At 67.7% G+C, this 14,108-nt stretch carries 11 protein-coding genes; 6 read left to right on the top strand and 5 right to left on the bottom strand.

Annotated features, from left to right (window positions below; translation table 11 throughout):
• Positions 1-83: 83 nt before the first annotated feature.
• The 4 genes from RMCB_RS07140 to RMCB_RS07155 all read left to right on the top strand — a co-directional run bounded on the left by RMCB_RS07140 (position 84) and on the right by RMCB_RS07155 (position 5,889).
• Complete coding sequence (locus tag RMCB_RS07140) at positions 84-2,807, top strand: glycoside hydrolase family 2 protein (RefSeq protein WP_062828329.1); 2,724 nt, start codon at positions 84-86, stop codon at positions 2,805-2,807.
• 9 nt (positions 2,808-2,816) lie between these two features.
• A complete protein-coding gene (locus tag RMCB_RS07145) occupies positions 2,817-3,041 on the top strand; it encodes a hypothetical protein (RefSeq protein ID WP_029370626.1) in 225 nt (74 codons plus the stop codon).
• A gap of 80 nt (positions 3,042-3,121) precedes the next feature.
• Complete coding sequence (locus tag RMCB_RS07150; RefSeq protein WP_072278431.1) at positions 3,122-4,405, top strand: competence/damage-inducible protein A; 1,284 nt, start codon at positions 3,122-3,124, stop codon at positions 4,403-4,405.
• Positions 4,406-4,545: 140 nt separating this feature from the next.
• Positions 4,546-5,889 carry a pyridoxal phosphate-dependent decarboxylase family protein gene (locus RMCB_RS07155; RefSeq protein WP_062828330.1) on the top strand — a complete coding sequence of 448 codons (1,344 nt, stop codon included), beginning with the start codon at positions 4,546-4,548 and terminating at the stop codon, positions 5,887-5,889.
• Between the two features lie 13 nt (positions 5,890-5,902).
• On the opposite strand, the gene RMCB_RS07160 is transcribed toward RMCB_RS07155, so the two are convergent.
• From RMCB_RS07160 to RMCB_RS07180, 5 genes are all read right to left on the bottom strand, one after another.
• Complete coding sequence (locus RMCB_RS07160) at positions 5,903-7,285, bottom strand: FAD-dependent oxidoreductase (protein ID WP_062828221.1); 1,383 nt, start codon at positions 7,283-7,285, stop codon at positions 5,903-5,905.
• 107 nt (positions 7,286-7,392) lie between these two features.
• On the bottom strand, positions 7,393-8,040 hold the full coding sequence (locus RMCB_RS07165) for an MBL fold metallo-hydrolase (protein WP_062828222.1): 648 nt from the start codon (positions 8,038-8,040) through the stop codon (positions 7,393-7,395).
• Positions 8,041-8,073: 33 nt separating this feature from the next.
• On the bottom strand, positions 8,074-9,000 hold the full coding sequence (locus RMCB_RS07170; RefSeq protein WP_062828331.1) for an alpha/beta fold hydrolase: 927 nt from the start codon (positions 8,998-9,000) through the stop codon (positions 8,074-8,076).
• Positions 9,001-9,022: 22 nt separating this feature from the next.
• Complete coding sequence (locus tag RMCB_RS07175) at positions 9,023-9,916, bottom strand: fructose bisphosphate aldolase (RefSeq protein ID WP_062828332.1); 894 nt, start codon at positions 9,914-9,916, stop codon at positions 9,023-9,025.
• Between the two features lie 99 nt (positions 9,917-10,015).
• Complete coding sequence (locus RMCB_RS07180) at positions 10,016-11,404, bottom strand: pyridoxal phosphate-dependent decarboxylase family protein (protein ID WP_062828223.1); 1,389 nt, start codon at positions 11,402-11,404, stop codon at positions 10,016-10,018.
• 917 nt (positions 11,405-12,321) lie between these two features.
• Between RMCB_RS07180 and RMCB_RS07185 the strand changes: the two genes are divergently transcribed.
• On the top strand, positions 12,322-12,576 hold the full coding sequence (locus tag RMCB_RS07185; RefSeq protein ID WP_234792027.1) for a hypothetical protein: 255 nt from the start codon (positions 12,322-12,324) through the stop codon (positions 12,574-12,576).
• Positions 12,577-12,705: 129 nt separating this feature from the next.
• Positions 12,706-13,959, top strand: coding sequence for a hypothetical protein (locus RMCB_RS07190; RefSeq protein WP_062828224.1), 1,254 nt, complete (start codon positions 12,706-12,708; stop codon positions 13,957-13,959).
• The last annotated feature ends 149 nt before the right edge of the window (positions 13,960-14,108 follow it).

Here is a 14,108-nt window from a genome sequence, read left to right on the forward strand (position 1 = left end):
CCGAGGAGCCACCCATTTCCAGCCCGAAACGTCGCGTCGGCCCGCTCATCGCGGGTGTCGTCGTCACGCTGCTGTTGCTGTCGGTGTGTGTCACCGACCTGCCCGTGTTCGCCCGGCCGGAGCCACCGTCGGGCCGGATCGAGCTGTCGACCGGCTGGCAGCTGACCTCGGCGCGCGCCGTGATGACCGGAGGCGCAGAGATCTCCTCGGCGGGATTCCGGGGGGACCGCTGGCATCAGGTCGAGCACATGCCCGCCACGGTGCTGCAGGCGCTCGAAGACGACGGCACGTACCCGAACCTGTACTACGGCGAGAACCTGGCCAACGTTCCCGACGATCTGTACCGCCAGGACTGGTGGTACCGGACCACGTTCACGGCACCGGCCGGAAGCGCGAGTTACCGCATCGAGTTCCCCGGCATCAACTACCGCGCCGAGGTGTGGCTCAACGGCAGGCAGATCGCAGGGAACTCCGAGGTGGTCGGCATGTACACCGCCCACGAGCTGGACGTGACACCGTGGCTCAACCAGGGCGGTCAGAACACCCTGGCCGTCAAGGTCACCCCGGAACAGGCGCTGCAGGACATCAACGGGGTCGAGCTCGCCGACAGCTGGTGGGACTGGATCAACTGGAACCGGATCGGCTACCAGGGGCCGGGCAAGAATCCGCTGCGCGGCAATTCCTTTGTCGCCGACCGGAACGCGGGCATCTTCAAACCGGTCTACCTGAGCTTTTCCGGGACGGGCGTGGTCAGCGATCCGATGGTGACCACCGAGCTGCCCCTGCCGTCGACCGATACGGCCCGGCTCACCGTGTACAGCGATGTCCGCAACACGTCGTCGACCACCCTGCGCGGCGTCGTGCGCGCAACGATCAGCCGGGCCGGCAAGCCGGACATCACCCTCGATCAACCGGTCACCCTCGGCGCGGGGGAGCGCCGCGAGGTGAAGTTCGATCCGGACTCCTACGCCGCGCTCACGGTGCACCACCCGGACCTCTGGTGGCCGTACACCATGGGCGAACCCAACCTCTACAACCTGCGCCTCGAGTTCCGGCAGTACGGCCGGGCCACCGACACCGACGACTCGCGGTTCGGCATCCGAACCATCACCCAGCATCGTGACGACGACGAGCAGTACCCGGACCTGGGCCGCGGGGGCAGCTTCTACCTCACGGTCAACGGCAGGGACCTGCTGGTCCGCGGCGCCGCCTACACGCCCGATCTGCTGTTCCGGTACGACCCGCAGCGCGAGGACGCCATCCTCGGCTACGTCCGCGACATGGGGCTGAACATGCTGCGGTTGGAGGGAAAGTTCCCGGGCGACAACATCATCGAACGTGCTGACGAGCTGGGCATCCCGCTGATGTACGGCTGGATGTGCTGCAACCAGTGGGAGAAGTGGTCGCAGTGGGACGCCGAGGACCACCGCGTCGCCAACGAGAGCCTGCGCTCGCAGCTGCTGACCCTGCGTGGTCACCCGTCGGCGTTCATCTGGGCCAACGGCAGTGACGGCAAACCGCCGCAGTCGGTGCTCGACGCCTACCACGGCATCCTGGCCGAGCTGCACTGGCCGAACGCCGTCGTCGACACGGTGTCGTCACTGGCCCGCGACGGCGACGGTCAGCCCGACTGGGACGGCATCCACATGGCGGGCCCGTACACCTGGCGCCCACCCAGCTACTGGTTCAGCGGTGGTTATCAGGCCACCCGGGGATCCAACGCCGAGCAGGGGGACAACGAGAACATCCCGCCGTTCGCGAGCCTGCGGAAGTTCCTCCCACCGGACAAGCTGTGGCCGATCAACGACACCTGGTACTTCCACGCCGGGGCCAACCCCAGTAACAACTCGCTGGAGAGCATCCGCACCGCGGTGGTACGACGGTACGGCTCGTCGCCGAACGCGGAAGAATTCGCCCGCAAGGCACAGTTGGCGCACTACGAGTCCACCCGGGCGCAGTTCGAGGCGTTCGCCGCGATGGGCTGGGCGAACCACAAGATGACGATCTACTGGATGCTCAACAACCACTGGCCGTCGTTCTTCGGGCACCTCTTCGACTACTACCTGCGGCCCGGCGGCGCCTACTTCGGCGCCAAGAAGGGCCTGCGCCCGCTGTCGGTGGTGTTCGACTCCTTCGCCACCGGTGATCACAACACCGCGAACATCACGGTCGTCAACCAGACGCCGTCTGACCAGCACGGCCTGCACGTGCGGGTGCGTACCTACGATCTGTCCGGGCGTGTGCGCGACGACCGGACCACGGACACCATCTGGGTGCCCTCGGGAGGCGCCGTGCAGGCATTGGCGCTGCCGCATGTGGTCCGCGACTCGCGGGTGTTCTTCGTGCGTGCCGAACTGCTCGACGCCTCCGGTGATGTCGTCACCGAGAACACGTACTGGCAGTCGCAGCAGCCCGACGACGTCGGCAACCCGATGAACGACCAGGCGTTCGATCTGGCCCAGACCAGCTGGGCCGACATGACCCCGCTCAACACCATGCCGCCGGCACCCCTGCAGGTCAGCGCCTCCCGCACCGCCGGACCCGAACGCACGGTGGTGGCCATCCGCCTGCACAACCCCACCCGGCAGATCGCGTTCTTCGACCGGGCCGAGGTCACCGACACTCACGACGGTGACGAGATCCTGCCCATCGAGTACTCCGACAACTACGTCACGGTCTATCCGGGCGAAACGGTGATCCTGACAGCCACGATCAACGGTCCCGAACCCCAGGCCAACTGGGTTCGGGTCACCGGATACAACTCCGCGCCGGTGACCGTGCCGATCGACCAGTCCACGCGCCGATAGGATCGCCTGATGACCACAACCGATGAGCGCCGCGATCTGTCCCAGGTAGCCGAGTCCAGCGGTTGGGCGCGCCGCGACCTCGACCGGGTCGACGTCTACCAGCGCGGCAACGACCGGATCCGCGTGATCTGGCAGGGTTCGAACGCGATCAGCGGTGCCAGCCGATTCCAGGACGACATCATGGGCACCTACACGCGCGACCTGGCGACCGTGAGCAACTGGCTCACACGCTGACCGCTTCGCGCTGCTGATCCGCGGCGGACGCGCACGGTGCACGGCTGCTGAGCCGAACGCGGCACGTAATGTGCAGCGGTGTGAGTGCACGCGCAGGCATCGTGGTGACCGGAACCGAAGTTCTCACCGGACGGGTTCAGGACCGCAACGGGCCGTGGATCGCCGACCGGTTGCTCGAGCTGGGTGTCGAGCTCGCCCACATCACCATCTGTGGTGACCGGCCGCGGGACATCGCCGCGCAGCTGCGGTTCCTGGCCGCAGAAGGGGTTGACCTGATCGTCACCAGTGGCGGACTCGGGCCCACCGCGGACGACCTGACGGTGGCCACGGTCGCCGAGTTCTGCGGCCGCGAACTGGTTTTGGACACCGAGATGGAGGAGCGGATCGCCGCGATCCTGCGTCGGCTGATGGCAGGGCGCGGTGTCTTCTCGGAGGTCGACTTCGAGGCGGTACGGGCGGCCAACCGCAAGCAGGCCCTGGTGCCCGTCGGTGCCGAGGTCCTCGACCCGATCGGTACCGCTCCCGGCGTCGTGGTGCCCGGAACACCGACGGTGATCGTGCTGCCGGGCCCGCCGCGCGAACTGCAACCGATGTGGGCGAAGGCCATCGAAACGGAGGCCGCCCAGCACGCGATCGCGCAGCGCACCGTCTACCGCCAGGAGATGCTGCGCATGTTCGGGCTCGCCGAGTCCGGGCTGGCCGAAACCCTGCGCGAAGCCGAGCACGCCATCGCCGGGTTCGCCGATCTGGAGATCACCACCTGCCTGCGTCGCGGCGAACTGGAGATCGTCACCCGGTACGAACCGGCGGCGGCAGACACATACGCCGAACTCGTGGCGCTGCTGCGCGACCGGCATGCCAACACCCTCTACTCGGAGGACGGTGCCACGGTCGACGAGCAGGTGGCCGCGCTGCTCGCCGGACGTCGCGTGGCGACGGCGGAATCGTGCACCGCGGGTCTGCTGGCGGCACGACTGACCGAGCGGCCAGGGGCGTCGGCCTATGTCGCAGGCGGCGTCGTCGCCTACGCCAACGACGCCAAAACCGAACTGCTGCAAGTAGATGAAGCACTGCTGGCCCAGCACGGAGCCGTCTCCGAGCCAGTGGCCGCGGCCATGGCCACCGGGGCGCTGGCCGCCTTCGAAGCCGACACCGCAGTGGCGGTCACCGGGATCGCCGGCCCGGGCGGCGGAAGTGCGGACAAGCCGGTCGGCACGGTGTGCTTCGCCGTGCAACTCGCCGGCGGGGAACCCGTCACCCGAACAGTCCGGCTGCCGGGTGACCGCACCGACATCCGAGAGCGCTCGACCACCGTGGCAATGCACATGTTGCGCCGGGCGTTACAGGGCGGCAGCGCACAGTAACCACACTCGCCGGTGGGCCGAGTCGGCGCGCAGAACTGCCCGGCGAAAACGGCGCCTTCGGCCAATCGGGCTGACAGACTCCGTGCAGGGTCCGCACGGATCCGGCAGTACCCGGCACCGGCGAGGAGACAGTTGTGGCGATGCATAGTGTCGACGACACCACCGAACAGACCGTTCGCAGCGTTCTGGCGTACGCCGAGAACCGATTGCGGATGAACCCGGTGCCCTTGGACAAGGGATCGTTGTCGGCCGAGGAACTCTATCGTCGCCTCGACGGGCTGATCCGCGAGACGCCACGGCACCCCGATGAGGTGCTGGGCGTGTACAGCTCGGTGATCGCGCCCAGCATCATCTCGGCGGACAGTCCGCGCTTCCTCGGGTTCATCCCCGCCGCGCCGACCAAGGCCAGCCTGCTGTTCGACATGCTCGTGTCGTGCGCGTCGATCCAGGGCATCTCGTGGCTGGAAGCGTCCGGCGCCATCGCCGCGGAGAACACCGTGCTGCGGCTGATCGCCGACGAGGCCGGTTTGCCGTCGACGGCCGGCGGCTGTTTCGTCTCGGGCGGCTCGGCCGGAAACCTGTCGGCGCTCGCGACGGCGCGCGAAACCGCCAAGAGCCACGGCGCCACCGGCCGGCTCAGCGTGGTGGTCGGCACCGACGCGCATTCCTCGATCGTCAACACCCTCAAGCTGCTGGAGATGGACGCCCTCGTGGTGGACACACCGGAACACCGGCTGACCGCCGACACCGTACGCGCCGCCGTGCCCGCCGACACACCCAACATCGCCGCGGTGGTGTGTACCTCGGGCACCACCAACGCTGGCATCATCGACGATCTGGCCGGGGTCGGTGCGCTGGCCAAAGAGCGTGGTTGGTGGTTCCACGTGGACGGGGCGTACGGCGGATCGGGCATCTTCGCGCGGTCGCTGCGGTCGAAGTACGACGGCATAGAACAGGCCGACTCGTTCATCCTCGATCCGCACAAGTGGTTGTTCACGCCGTTCGACTGCTGCGCGCTGCTGTACCGCAATCCGGAGCTGGCCCGGGCCACCCATACGCAGGACGCGTCCTACCTCGACGTCATCCACACCTCCGACGGCGAGTGGAACCCGACCGACTACGCCTACCACCTGACCCGCCGGGCCCGTGGCCTGCCGTTGTGGTTCTCGTTGGCGGTCAACGGGATCGAGGCCTATCGCGAGGCCATCGAAGTGGCCGCCGAGCTGGCCCGGCAGACCGCGGTGTTGATCAACAGCGAGTCACACCTGGAACTCATCCGCGAGCCCGATCTGGGCGTGGTGCTGTTCCGGAGGCTCGGCTGGCAGGGCGAGGACTACGACGCCTGGGCGCAGAAGTTGCACGACGACGAGATCGCGTTCATCCCGCCCACCAAATGGGAGGGCGAGACGGTCGGTCGCTTCGCGTTCCTGCATCCGGATACGTCGATGGACCTGGTGCGTGAGGTGCTCGACCGGACGCGCTGATCCGGCCGGGCTGTCACGCGGGTTGAGCCGGGGCCTGCGCCCGCGACGTGAGAGCGGCCCGCGGATGACGCCGCGGCGCGGCCATCACCCGCGCGACGATCGACGGTCGCAGCAGCGCCGAGGGCGCGTCGACGAGGTTGCTCACCCGCAGGAACGTCTCGGCCACAACGCCATCCGATTCGGCGGCGGTCAGGACTCGCTCGGTGTACCCGTTGGCGAACCGGATCGACGCTGAGCGGTGGCCCTCGACCCCGGGCAGCGTCAGATCGGCACCCGCTGCCATCTGCCACGCCCGGCCAAGGGGTTTGGCGGCCGCGCGGAAGAACCGGCGCGCCAGATCGTCTGGCCCTTCCTTCAAGCACTCCCGCAAGGCGAGTGCCTCCAGGGCTGCCACCGACATGCCCTGACCGTAAACCGGGTTGAAGCTGCAGATGGCATCGCCGAATACCAGCAGCCCGCTGGGGAATTGCGGCAACCGCTCATAGAACCGGCGCACGCTGGCGGGATAGCGATAGGTGACGGCCTCGGTCAATGGTTCGGCTGCCCGCAGCGCCGTCATCATCGCCGCGGGTGCGAACTTCTCGGCGAAGTGGAGCATGCCATCCCTGTCGACGGGCGGTTGAAGTCCGGTCATGCCGACCAGCGTCAGCATCCAGGTATCGTTCTCGCACGCGAAAAGTGCTCCGCCGCAGAGTAATTCGGGACGTGCCCCGATGAGGAAGAGTCGTTCGACGATCGCGTCGGGCGGGATGTGCACCAACTGACTGGTGTAGGCGACGTGGATGGTGTTGCGATGCTCGGTAGGGCGTTTGTAGCCGATGCTGTCCAGGAAGGCCGGGGTCCGTGCGGCCCGGCCGGTCGCGTCGACCACCAGATCGGCGGCCACCTCGAGGTGGCTGGTCCCGTCGTGGGCTGCGACCCGTACCCCGGTCACGCGCCCAGCGCCTGCGACGACGAACTCGACGGCATCGTGCCCGTCGAGGATCTCGACGTTCGGGATTGCCCGGACACGCTGGCGGACATGGGCTTCCAGGAATGGTCTGGTGGCCAGATACGACGTGATGGGTTTGGCCAACGGCCCGTTCAGGTTCAGTGGATGCCCGGCGAAGGTCATCGACACCCGGGAGACGCCGGAGCCGTCGAGGACGACCGCGCCGTCGTCGACGAGATCGTCGAGGAAGCCGGGGAACAGGTCCTCGAGTGCCTGCGCCCCGCTCGACAGCAACCCGTGTACGTGGCGGCCCTGGGGTACGCCCCGCCGCTGCGCGATGCCGGTGGGCAAGGTGTCACGTTCGATGACGGTGACGTGGTCGAAGTGGTCGGCAAGCACTCTGGCGACCAGCAGGCCGCCGATGCTGCATCCGAGAACTACTGCGCGCTCGCCGATTCTGGTCATCGGACACCTCCGTCGCCCGGCGCGGTACCGGGTCTGCCGACCATCGTCGAACGGCTCGCGCAGGCGGCATAGGGTAATCGACTACCTCAAAAGCTCAGCGGCCGACGTCAGCGGTGCGCTGCAATGCTGCCTTGGGCTTCGGCGACACAGTCGGTCCATCGCCGAGTACCGAGCGCGGTGACCGCAGTGGCTCCGAAGGCGCTGGAGATCACCACGTCCGGCTCGAGGGTTGCGAGCAGTTCCAGGCTGTCGCTGAGGGCCGCGGTGTCGCCGACGCCCGGAATGACGAACGTGGACCACCGGTCGTCGGCGCTGACGAACATGGTGTCACCGGTGAACAGGTAGCGTCCGTCGCTGCCGTCGACGAGATAGCTGGTACTGCCCGGCGTGTGGCCCGGGGTCGGGATCACCTCGACACCGTTGGCGTCGAGGTGGCGGCTGGACACCGGCACGTCGACATGGGCGTGCCTGCCGATCGTCGCCAGCTCGGCGGCCGGTGCGTGCAGGCGCGCGCCGAAGGTCTCGGCGATCCGGGCCAGCATCGGCCCGGCTTCGTCCTGATGTGAGAGGTACTGATCGTCGACGCCACCGAGCGCATCGATGGCGCCGAAGTCGGCGTCGGTGGCCGGGCAGTAGAACAACGCGTTGTGCCCGTTGGCTTTCCACAGGTACGCATGCGTGGTCAGCCCGGGAAACGGTGAGTCCGTTCGGGTTTCCCACAGGTCGGTTCGGATCTGGGTGAGAGAGGACGTCATGACGACAGCCTCTATCCTCAACAATGGTTGAGGTCAACCCTGCGGCGCGGTGCTTTCCGCAGAATCCCAAACCTCGATCATGGTGCGCATGATCTCCTCGGCGCAGCCCAGCCCGCCCAGGTGGCTCTCGTAGGGCAACTCCGTGAGCTGCGCGTCGCGCAATCTCGACACCACGTGCTTGCCGTGGGCGAACGGGACGATGTGGTCGTGGTCGCCGTGCCACCACCGCACCGGCACAGTGATCTCATCAAGTCGGAAGCCCCAGTCGCGGGTGAACACGATGATGTCGTAGAACGGCGCAGCCAGTTGCTTGCGGCTCCCGTTGAGCAGGTCATCGAGGAACATGGCCTTGAACTCCGGGCGGCCCAGCATCCGGCGGTCGCCTTCGGGCGACATGCGGGCGTAGATCTCCAGGGCCGGGGAGGCCACCGGACGGATCAGCCGGATCAGGCCCGACGCCGCGAGCCGGATCGGCATACCGGCCACCTGCAGTAGCGGCGCCACTGTGGCCCCGAGATCCATCAGACCGCTGTGGATGCCGTCGGGCCCTACCAGCGGGGCCACCCCGCCGAGCACGCCGACCGCGGTCACCCGGTCAGGCATGGCCGCCGCGCACGCCAGGGTGTAGGGCCCACCGCCGGACAACCCGACCACGGCCATCTTCTCGATACCGAGCGTGTCGGCGATCGTCTGCAGATCGTCACCGAAATCCAGGACCCGGTCGTACTGGTGTGGGGTGGACGAGCCGATGCCGGGGCGGTCCACCCCGATCAGCCGAATGTGGTTCTGCTCGGCGTACATCCGGGCCTCGGTCGGGATCTGGCGCCGGGCACCGGGCGTGCCGTGCAGCCAGAACACCGCCCGCCCTTGAGGATCGCCGAATTCGGCGAATCCGATCTGTCTGTCGTCGCCGACCGCGATGTTGCCCTCCAGCTTGGGGCGGGCGATGGAGATGACCATGTGCATATCCTTCTGGCGCGCGTCAGCCCGCGACCGAGGCGTTGTAGATCGACTGGATCGAGGCGTCCAGCGTGGCGTTGAACTCTTCGTCGGTCTGCTGTGCCGAGAGGCCCTCGGTCAAGGCCCGGCTGAAGCTGGCGATCACACCGGTGTTCTGCGCCAGCAGGGCGTTGGCCTCGCTGCGCGAATATCCACCGGAAAGGGCGACGACCCGCATCACCTTGGGGTGCTCGACGAACACCTCGTAGTGGTTCGCGACGCTCGGCAAGGTGAGTTTGAGCATCACGCGCTGGCCCTGGGGCAGCGCCTCGAGGTTTTTGGCGATCTCGTCGCGCAGCAGATTCTCGGCCTCGGCCTTGTCGGCGATCGAGATCGCGACCTCGGGCTCGAGGATGGGGACGAGACCGTGCGCCAGCACCTGGCCCCCGAGCTCGAACTGCTGGGCGACGGCCGCTGCGATTCCGACCGGGTCGGCCGCGCCGATCACCGAACGCGCCTTGGTGCCGAAGATGCCGTTCTGCACGCCGCGGGCGAGCAACGCGTCGAGATCCGGAATGGGCTTCATCAACTGAACGCCATCGGTCGGCTCGGCCAGGCCCTTGTCTATCTTGAGCAGTGGCACCACGCCCTTCTCCTCCCACAGGTACGCGGCCGCAGGTTTGCCGTCGATCGCGCGATCCATGGTCTGCTCGAACAGAATTGCCGCGAGCACCCGGTCGCCACCGAACACCGGTGAGGTGACGATGCGTACCCGCATCTGGTGCATCAGATCGAACATCTCGTCCTCCGACGAGTACGCGCTGTCCTCGATCCCGTACAGGCGCAGTGCCTTGGGAGTGGATCCGCCGCTCTGATCGAGCGCCGCGATGAAACCTTTCCCTGACGTCATCTTGTCGGCCTGCTGCTGGTTCACCATCGGGTTGTCCACTCTTTCGAAGACGTTCCTGCCGTCGGCGTTCGCTCGAATTCGACTAAAGGATATTCGTCACCGCCTGCGCGACGGAACGTCGCCTGCTCACAGTGTGCTGAGCGCGGCCCGGATCGCGGCGGCCGACCGGTCTACATCGTCGTCGGTGGTCGCCCAGTTGGAGAAGGACACCCGCAGAACGTAACGGCCCTGCCACGTCGTGCCACCCAGCCAGCAGGTGCCCTCGGCCTGGATCGCCGCGACGGCGCGCCGGTTCGCGTCGTCGTCACCGGGCAACCGGACCAGCACCTGGTTGAGCACCACGTCGTTGAGTATCTCGGCGCCGGGGATGTCGGCCAGCAGCGTGGCCATCCGGCGAGCCTGCGCGCAGTTGCGCTCCACGAGTTCGGCGACGCCGCTGCGGCCGAGGGAACGCAGTGCCGCGTACACGGGGACGGCGCGGGCCCGCCGGGAGCTCTCCGGGACGAAGTTGGTGCCGTCCCGCTGGCCCGGGTCCGCGACCAGGTAGGGACCTGCCAGCGTCATCGCGGCCAGATGGGCGTCGGGATCGGCCACGATCGCCATCGCACTGTCGTAGGGCACGTTGAGCCACTTGTGCGCGTCCACAGCCCAGGAGTCGGCCCGCTGCACACCCCGCGTGAGGTGCCGGGTGCCGGGTGCGGCAGCCGCCCACAGCCCGAACGCGCCGTCGACGTGCAGCCATGCTCGGTGTGCCGCGCACGCGTCGGCTATGGGCTCGAACGGGTCGAACGAACCCGTGGAGACGTTGCCGGCCTGGGCGCAGACGATCGTGGGGGCGGCATCATCGGCAAGGACATGTGCCAAGGCGTCGGGGTCCATGCGGCCTTGGGCATCGGCCGGGATCCGGATCGCAGTGCCGTCGCCCAGGCCGAGTAACCGTAGCGCCGTGTAGATGGTGGCGTGTGCCTGCTCTCCGCACAGCACTCGTACCCGGGGCGCGCCGGTCAAACCGTCCCGCTCGACGTCCCAGCCGGCCCGCGCCAGCACGGCGTGCCGCGCCGCCGCCAGACCGGTTGTGTTGGCGCCCTGTGCGCCGGTGACGAACCCGACGCTGGCCGCGGGCGGTAGTCCGAACAGGTCGAGCAGCCAGCCCGCGGTGACCTCCTCGATGGCTGCCGCCGCGGGGGACAGTGAGTGATACGCCCCGTTCTGGTCCCACGCCGATGCGAGCCAGTCCGCTGCGAGGGCCGCGGGCAGCGCACCGCCGATGACGAACCCGAAATGGCGTGGCCCGGCGGAGGCGACCAGTCCCGGCTCGGCGCCGGCGGCCAGTGCGTCGATGACGGCGGCCGGGTCTTCGCCATCAGTGGGCAGCGGGCCACCGAGGACCGCCCGCACGGCTGACGCATCGCTTCGCGCGGCGACCGGTCGGTCATCGAGGCCGGACAGGAATGCTTCGGCTTGAGCGAGAGCGGCCCGCAATCCGGCCGCGCGCGTGGGGGACTGGGTCGACATGGCCCGACCATACGGGTTCGACGCTCGCGTTGTGGCGTCTCGGCGGACGCTGACAGCGATACGTGTGCAGCAACCTCGGAGAAGGTGTCGAGATCTACGCGTGACATTAGCCACGGGAGGTGAACGCGTCCCTGGGTGACCCGTTGCCCGGTGTGCGTCTACGTCCTGGCGTGATACGGGCACGGACTTGCCGAAATCGGCGGTACTACCGGCGTCCCAGTGCTCTGAACTGGCCGTATGCGACCGATAGGGGTACCGCTCTTGACAGGGTTGTGTCGGATGTCCAAAGATTTGGGAACGTCGAGGCGATCAGTACGAGGGGTCTGATCGCCTCGGCTACGGGGAAACTTCACCCTCGGCTGCGGTCGACGCGATCTTGACTCGTTGTCTGGTGGTTAGCTGTAAGGACGATAATTCCTTCGCTGCCCTGAGAGCGGCAAATTGATGGCCGCCTACAGGTGAGAGGGCGCGTGGTTTCCTCCGCGACTGCGAACTTCTCCACCCCAGCCGTCGCCGTACGGGTCCCGTTCGCTCTCGATCAAGCGATGTGGTCGCGAATCCTGCTTGCCGCCAGCTTGTTTCGCCGGACTCTTCGCCAAAAGCATTGGTGCGGGCGTTGATTCGAACCCGTGAACGCCGCGCACCTGGTCCCCGGCCCGATGCTGTCGCGGGACCGGCATTACGTGCGAATGCTATGAAGTCGCTCTGAAGTCAGCCTGAACTCGGAACTGTATGTGTTTCATATGAATTCGCGAACTCGCTGACCGTCGCAGATTTTCGGCGGCCTACGGTTATCGGGCAATGACCGAACCTGGAAGGGGCGATGAAATCCTGTGAAACGAAATCTGCTCAAACGTGGTGGACAGCGCCTGGTGGCAGTCAGTTTCGGATTGGCGACTGTGGGTGTAGGCGCTGCGGTGCCTGCGATCGCTGCGCCACTGTCCGGGGCATCCGCGACCGACACCATCGATCAGCTGCAGAGTGAGGGCTATCGGGTGATCCTGAGCAAGGTCGGCAACGGATCCATCGAGAACTGCACGGTCAGTGCCGTTCGGCAGGGGCGCACCGTCACGGGTCCACAGGCACCTGTCAACGCTCGCTTCACGCTGATGGGGCCGAGTCAGGTCTTGCAGTACACAACGGTCTACGTGGACCTCGATTGCCGGCGGTGAGACGATCCGGAGTGTGCCGTGCCGGCCGACGCTCCTCGACGCGCGCCGATCTTCGCCGGCATCGTGCATGCACGTATCTTTATGCGGCTCTTTGACAATGGATTTCAGCACCGGCTACTTGTTGTCGGCATGCATCCCGGTCACGTCGCCCCTGCCCTTGTCGCGATCCTGCTTCTCGCCGGCTGCGGCACGGCGCAGGAGCCGACGTCGTCCGGCCCCGGGCATGACGAGGGTGATGCCCACAGCGCCCAGGACGCGGGTGCGACCGAGCAGCGCCGGCCCACCCCGCGTCTGGCGGTCACCTACGACGGTGGGGTGATGGTCCTCGACGCCGCCACCCTCGAACAGATCGCAGACCTGCCCGGCAGCGGTTACCTGCGGGTCCGTCCGGCCGGCGACGGTCGGCACGTGATCATCGCCGAAGGGGACGGCTTCGGCGTGCTCGACCTGGGGACATGGGCGCAGCCACACGGGGATCACGCCCACTACCGCACCGCTGCGCCGAAGCGCACCGACATCCGGATCGCCGCACCCGAGCCCGGTCACGTGGTGGTGCACGACGGCGCCACCGTGCTGTTCTCCGACGGTGCCGGCACCGCAACGTCGATTGCCAGCGATCGCATCGGCGATCCCGCCGCGCCGCGGTCGGTGTATACGGCGCCGCATCCGCACCACGGAGTTGCGGTGCAGCGCACCGATGGATCGCTGCTGATCACCGTGGGCGACGACAACACCCGCACCGGCGTCACCGTGCTCGATGCCCGGCGCGCCGTCATCGCCGAGGCGAAGAACTGCCCCGGTGTGCACGGCGAGGGCGCCGCGGCCGGCGGCGCCGTGGTGTTCGGATGCGAGGACGGGATGCTCGTGGTGCACGGTGACACGATCGCCAAGGTCCCGAGCCCGACGCCCGGCTACGCCCGGATCGGCAACGTGGCCGCAACCGAGGCGCACCCGGTCGTCCTGGGCGATTACAAGGTCGACAAGGCCGCGCAGCCTGAGCGGCCGACGCGGGTCAGCCTGGTCGACACCCGTACCGACACACTGCGTCTCGTCGACCTGCCCGCGTCGTACAGCTTCCGCTCGCTGGCCCGGGGCCAGCTCGGTGAGGCCCTGGTGCTCGGCACCGACGGGATGCTCCGGTTCCTGGACCCGGACACCGGTGTCGTTGCAGCAGAGCTGAAGGTGACCGAGCCGTGGACCGAATCCGCGCAGTGGCAGGACCCGCGGCCTGCGGTGACGGCGCTCGGTTCTGTCGCCTACGTCACCGACCCTGCGACGAAGACCGTGACGGCCGTTGACATCCCGAAGCGCGCGGTGCTGAAGACGGCCGCCGTCAACCAGATTCCGGACGAGACCGCCATCGTCAGCGGCGCGCTCACCTGAGCTACTCCTACTCATCCCGCGCAACTACGGGCGCCGCGCCCACGGGCCCGGCATTGCGGCGGCAGCGAATAGAGCCCGGCGACAATATGATCAATCGGCCCGAGCGCGGCCGAAGGTACTGCCGCCGACGGTTTCTGGACTTGTGGGTC

This window comes from Mycolicibacterium brisbanense (assembly GCF_001570425.1).
Classification (GTDB): Bacteria; Actinomycetota; Actinomycetes; order Mycobacteriales; family Mycobacteriaceae; genus Mycobacterium; species Mycobacterium brisbanense.

Coding starts and splice junctions, on each gene's coding strand:
- RMCB_RS07170 (WP_062828331.1), bottom strand. CDS start 9,000: ATGGTCATCTCCATCGCCCGCCCCAAGCTGGAGGGCAACATCGCGGTC.
- RMCB_RS07165 (WP_062828222.1), bottom strand. CDS start 8,040: ATGACGTCCTCTCTCACCCAGATCCGAACCGACCTGTGGGAAACCCGA.
- RMCB_RS07190 (WP_062828224.1), top strand. CDS start 12,706: ATGCATCCCGGTCACGTCGCCCCTGCCCTTGTCGCGATCCTGCTTCTC.
- RMCB_RS07145 (WP_029370626.1), top strand. CDS start 2,817: ATGACCACAACCGATGAGCGCCGCGATCTGTCCCAGGTAGCCGAGTCC.
- RMCB_RS07180 (WP_062828223.1), bottom strand. CDS start 11,404: ATGTCGACCCAGTCCCCCACGCGCGCGGCCGGATTGCGGGCCGCTCTC.
- RMCB_RS07175 (WP_062828332.1), bottom strand. CDS start 9,916: ATGGTGAACCAGCAGCAGGCCGACAAGATGACGTCAGGGAAAGGTTTC.
- RMCB_RS07160 (WP_062828221.1), bottom strand. CDS start 7,285: ATGACCAGAATCGGCGAGCGCGCAGTAGTTCTCGGATGCAGCATCGGC.
- RMCB_RS07155 (WP_062828330.1), top strand. CDS start 4,546: ATGCATAGTGTCGACGACACCACCGAACAGACCGTTCGCAGCGTTCTG.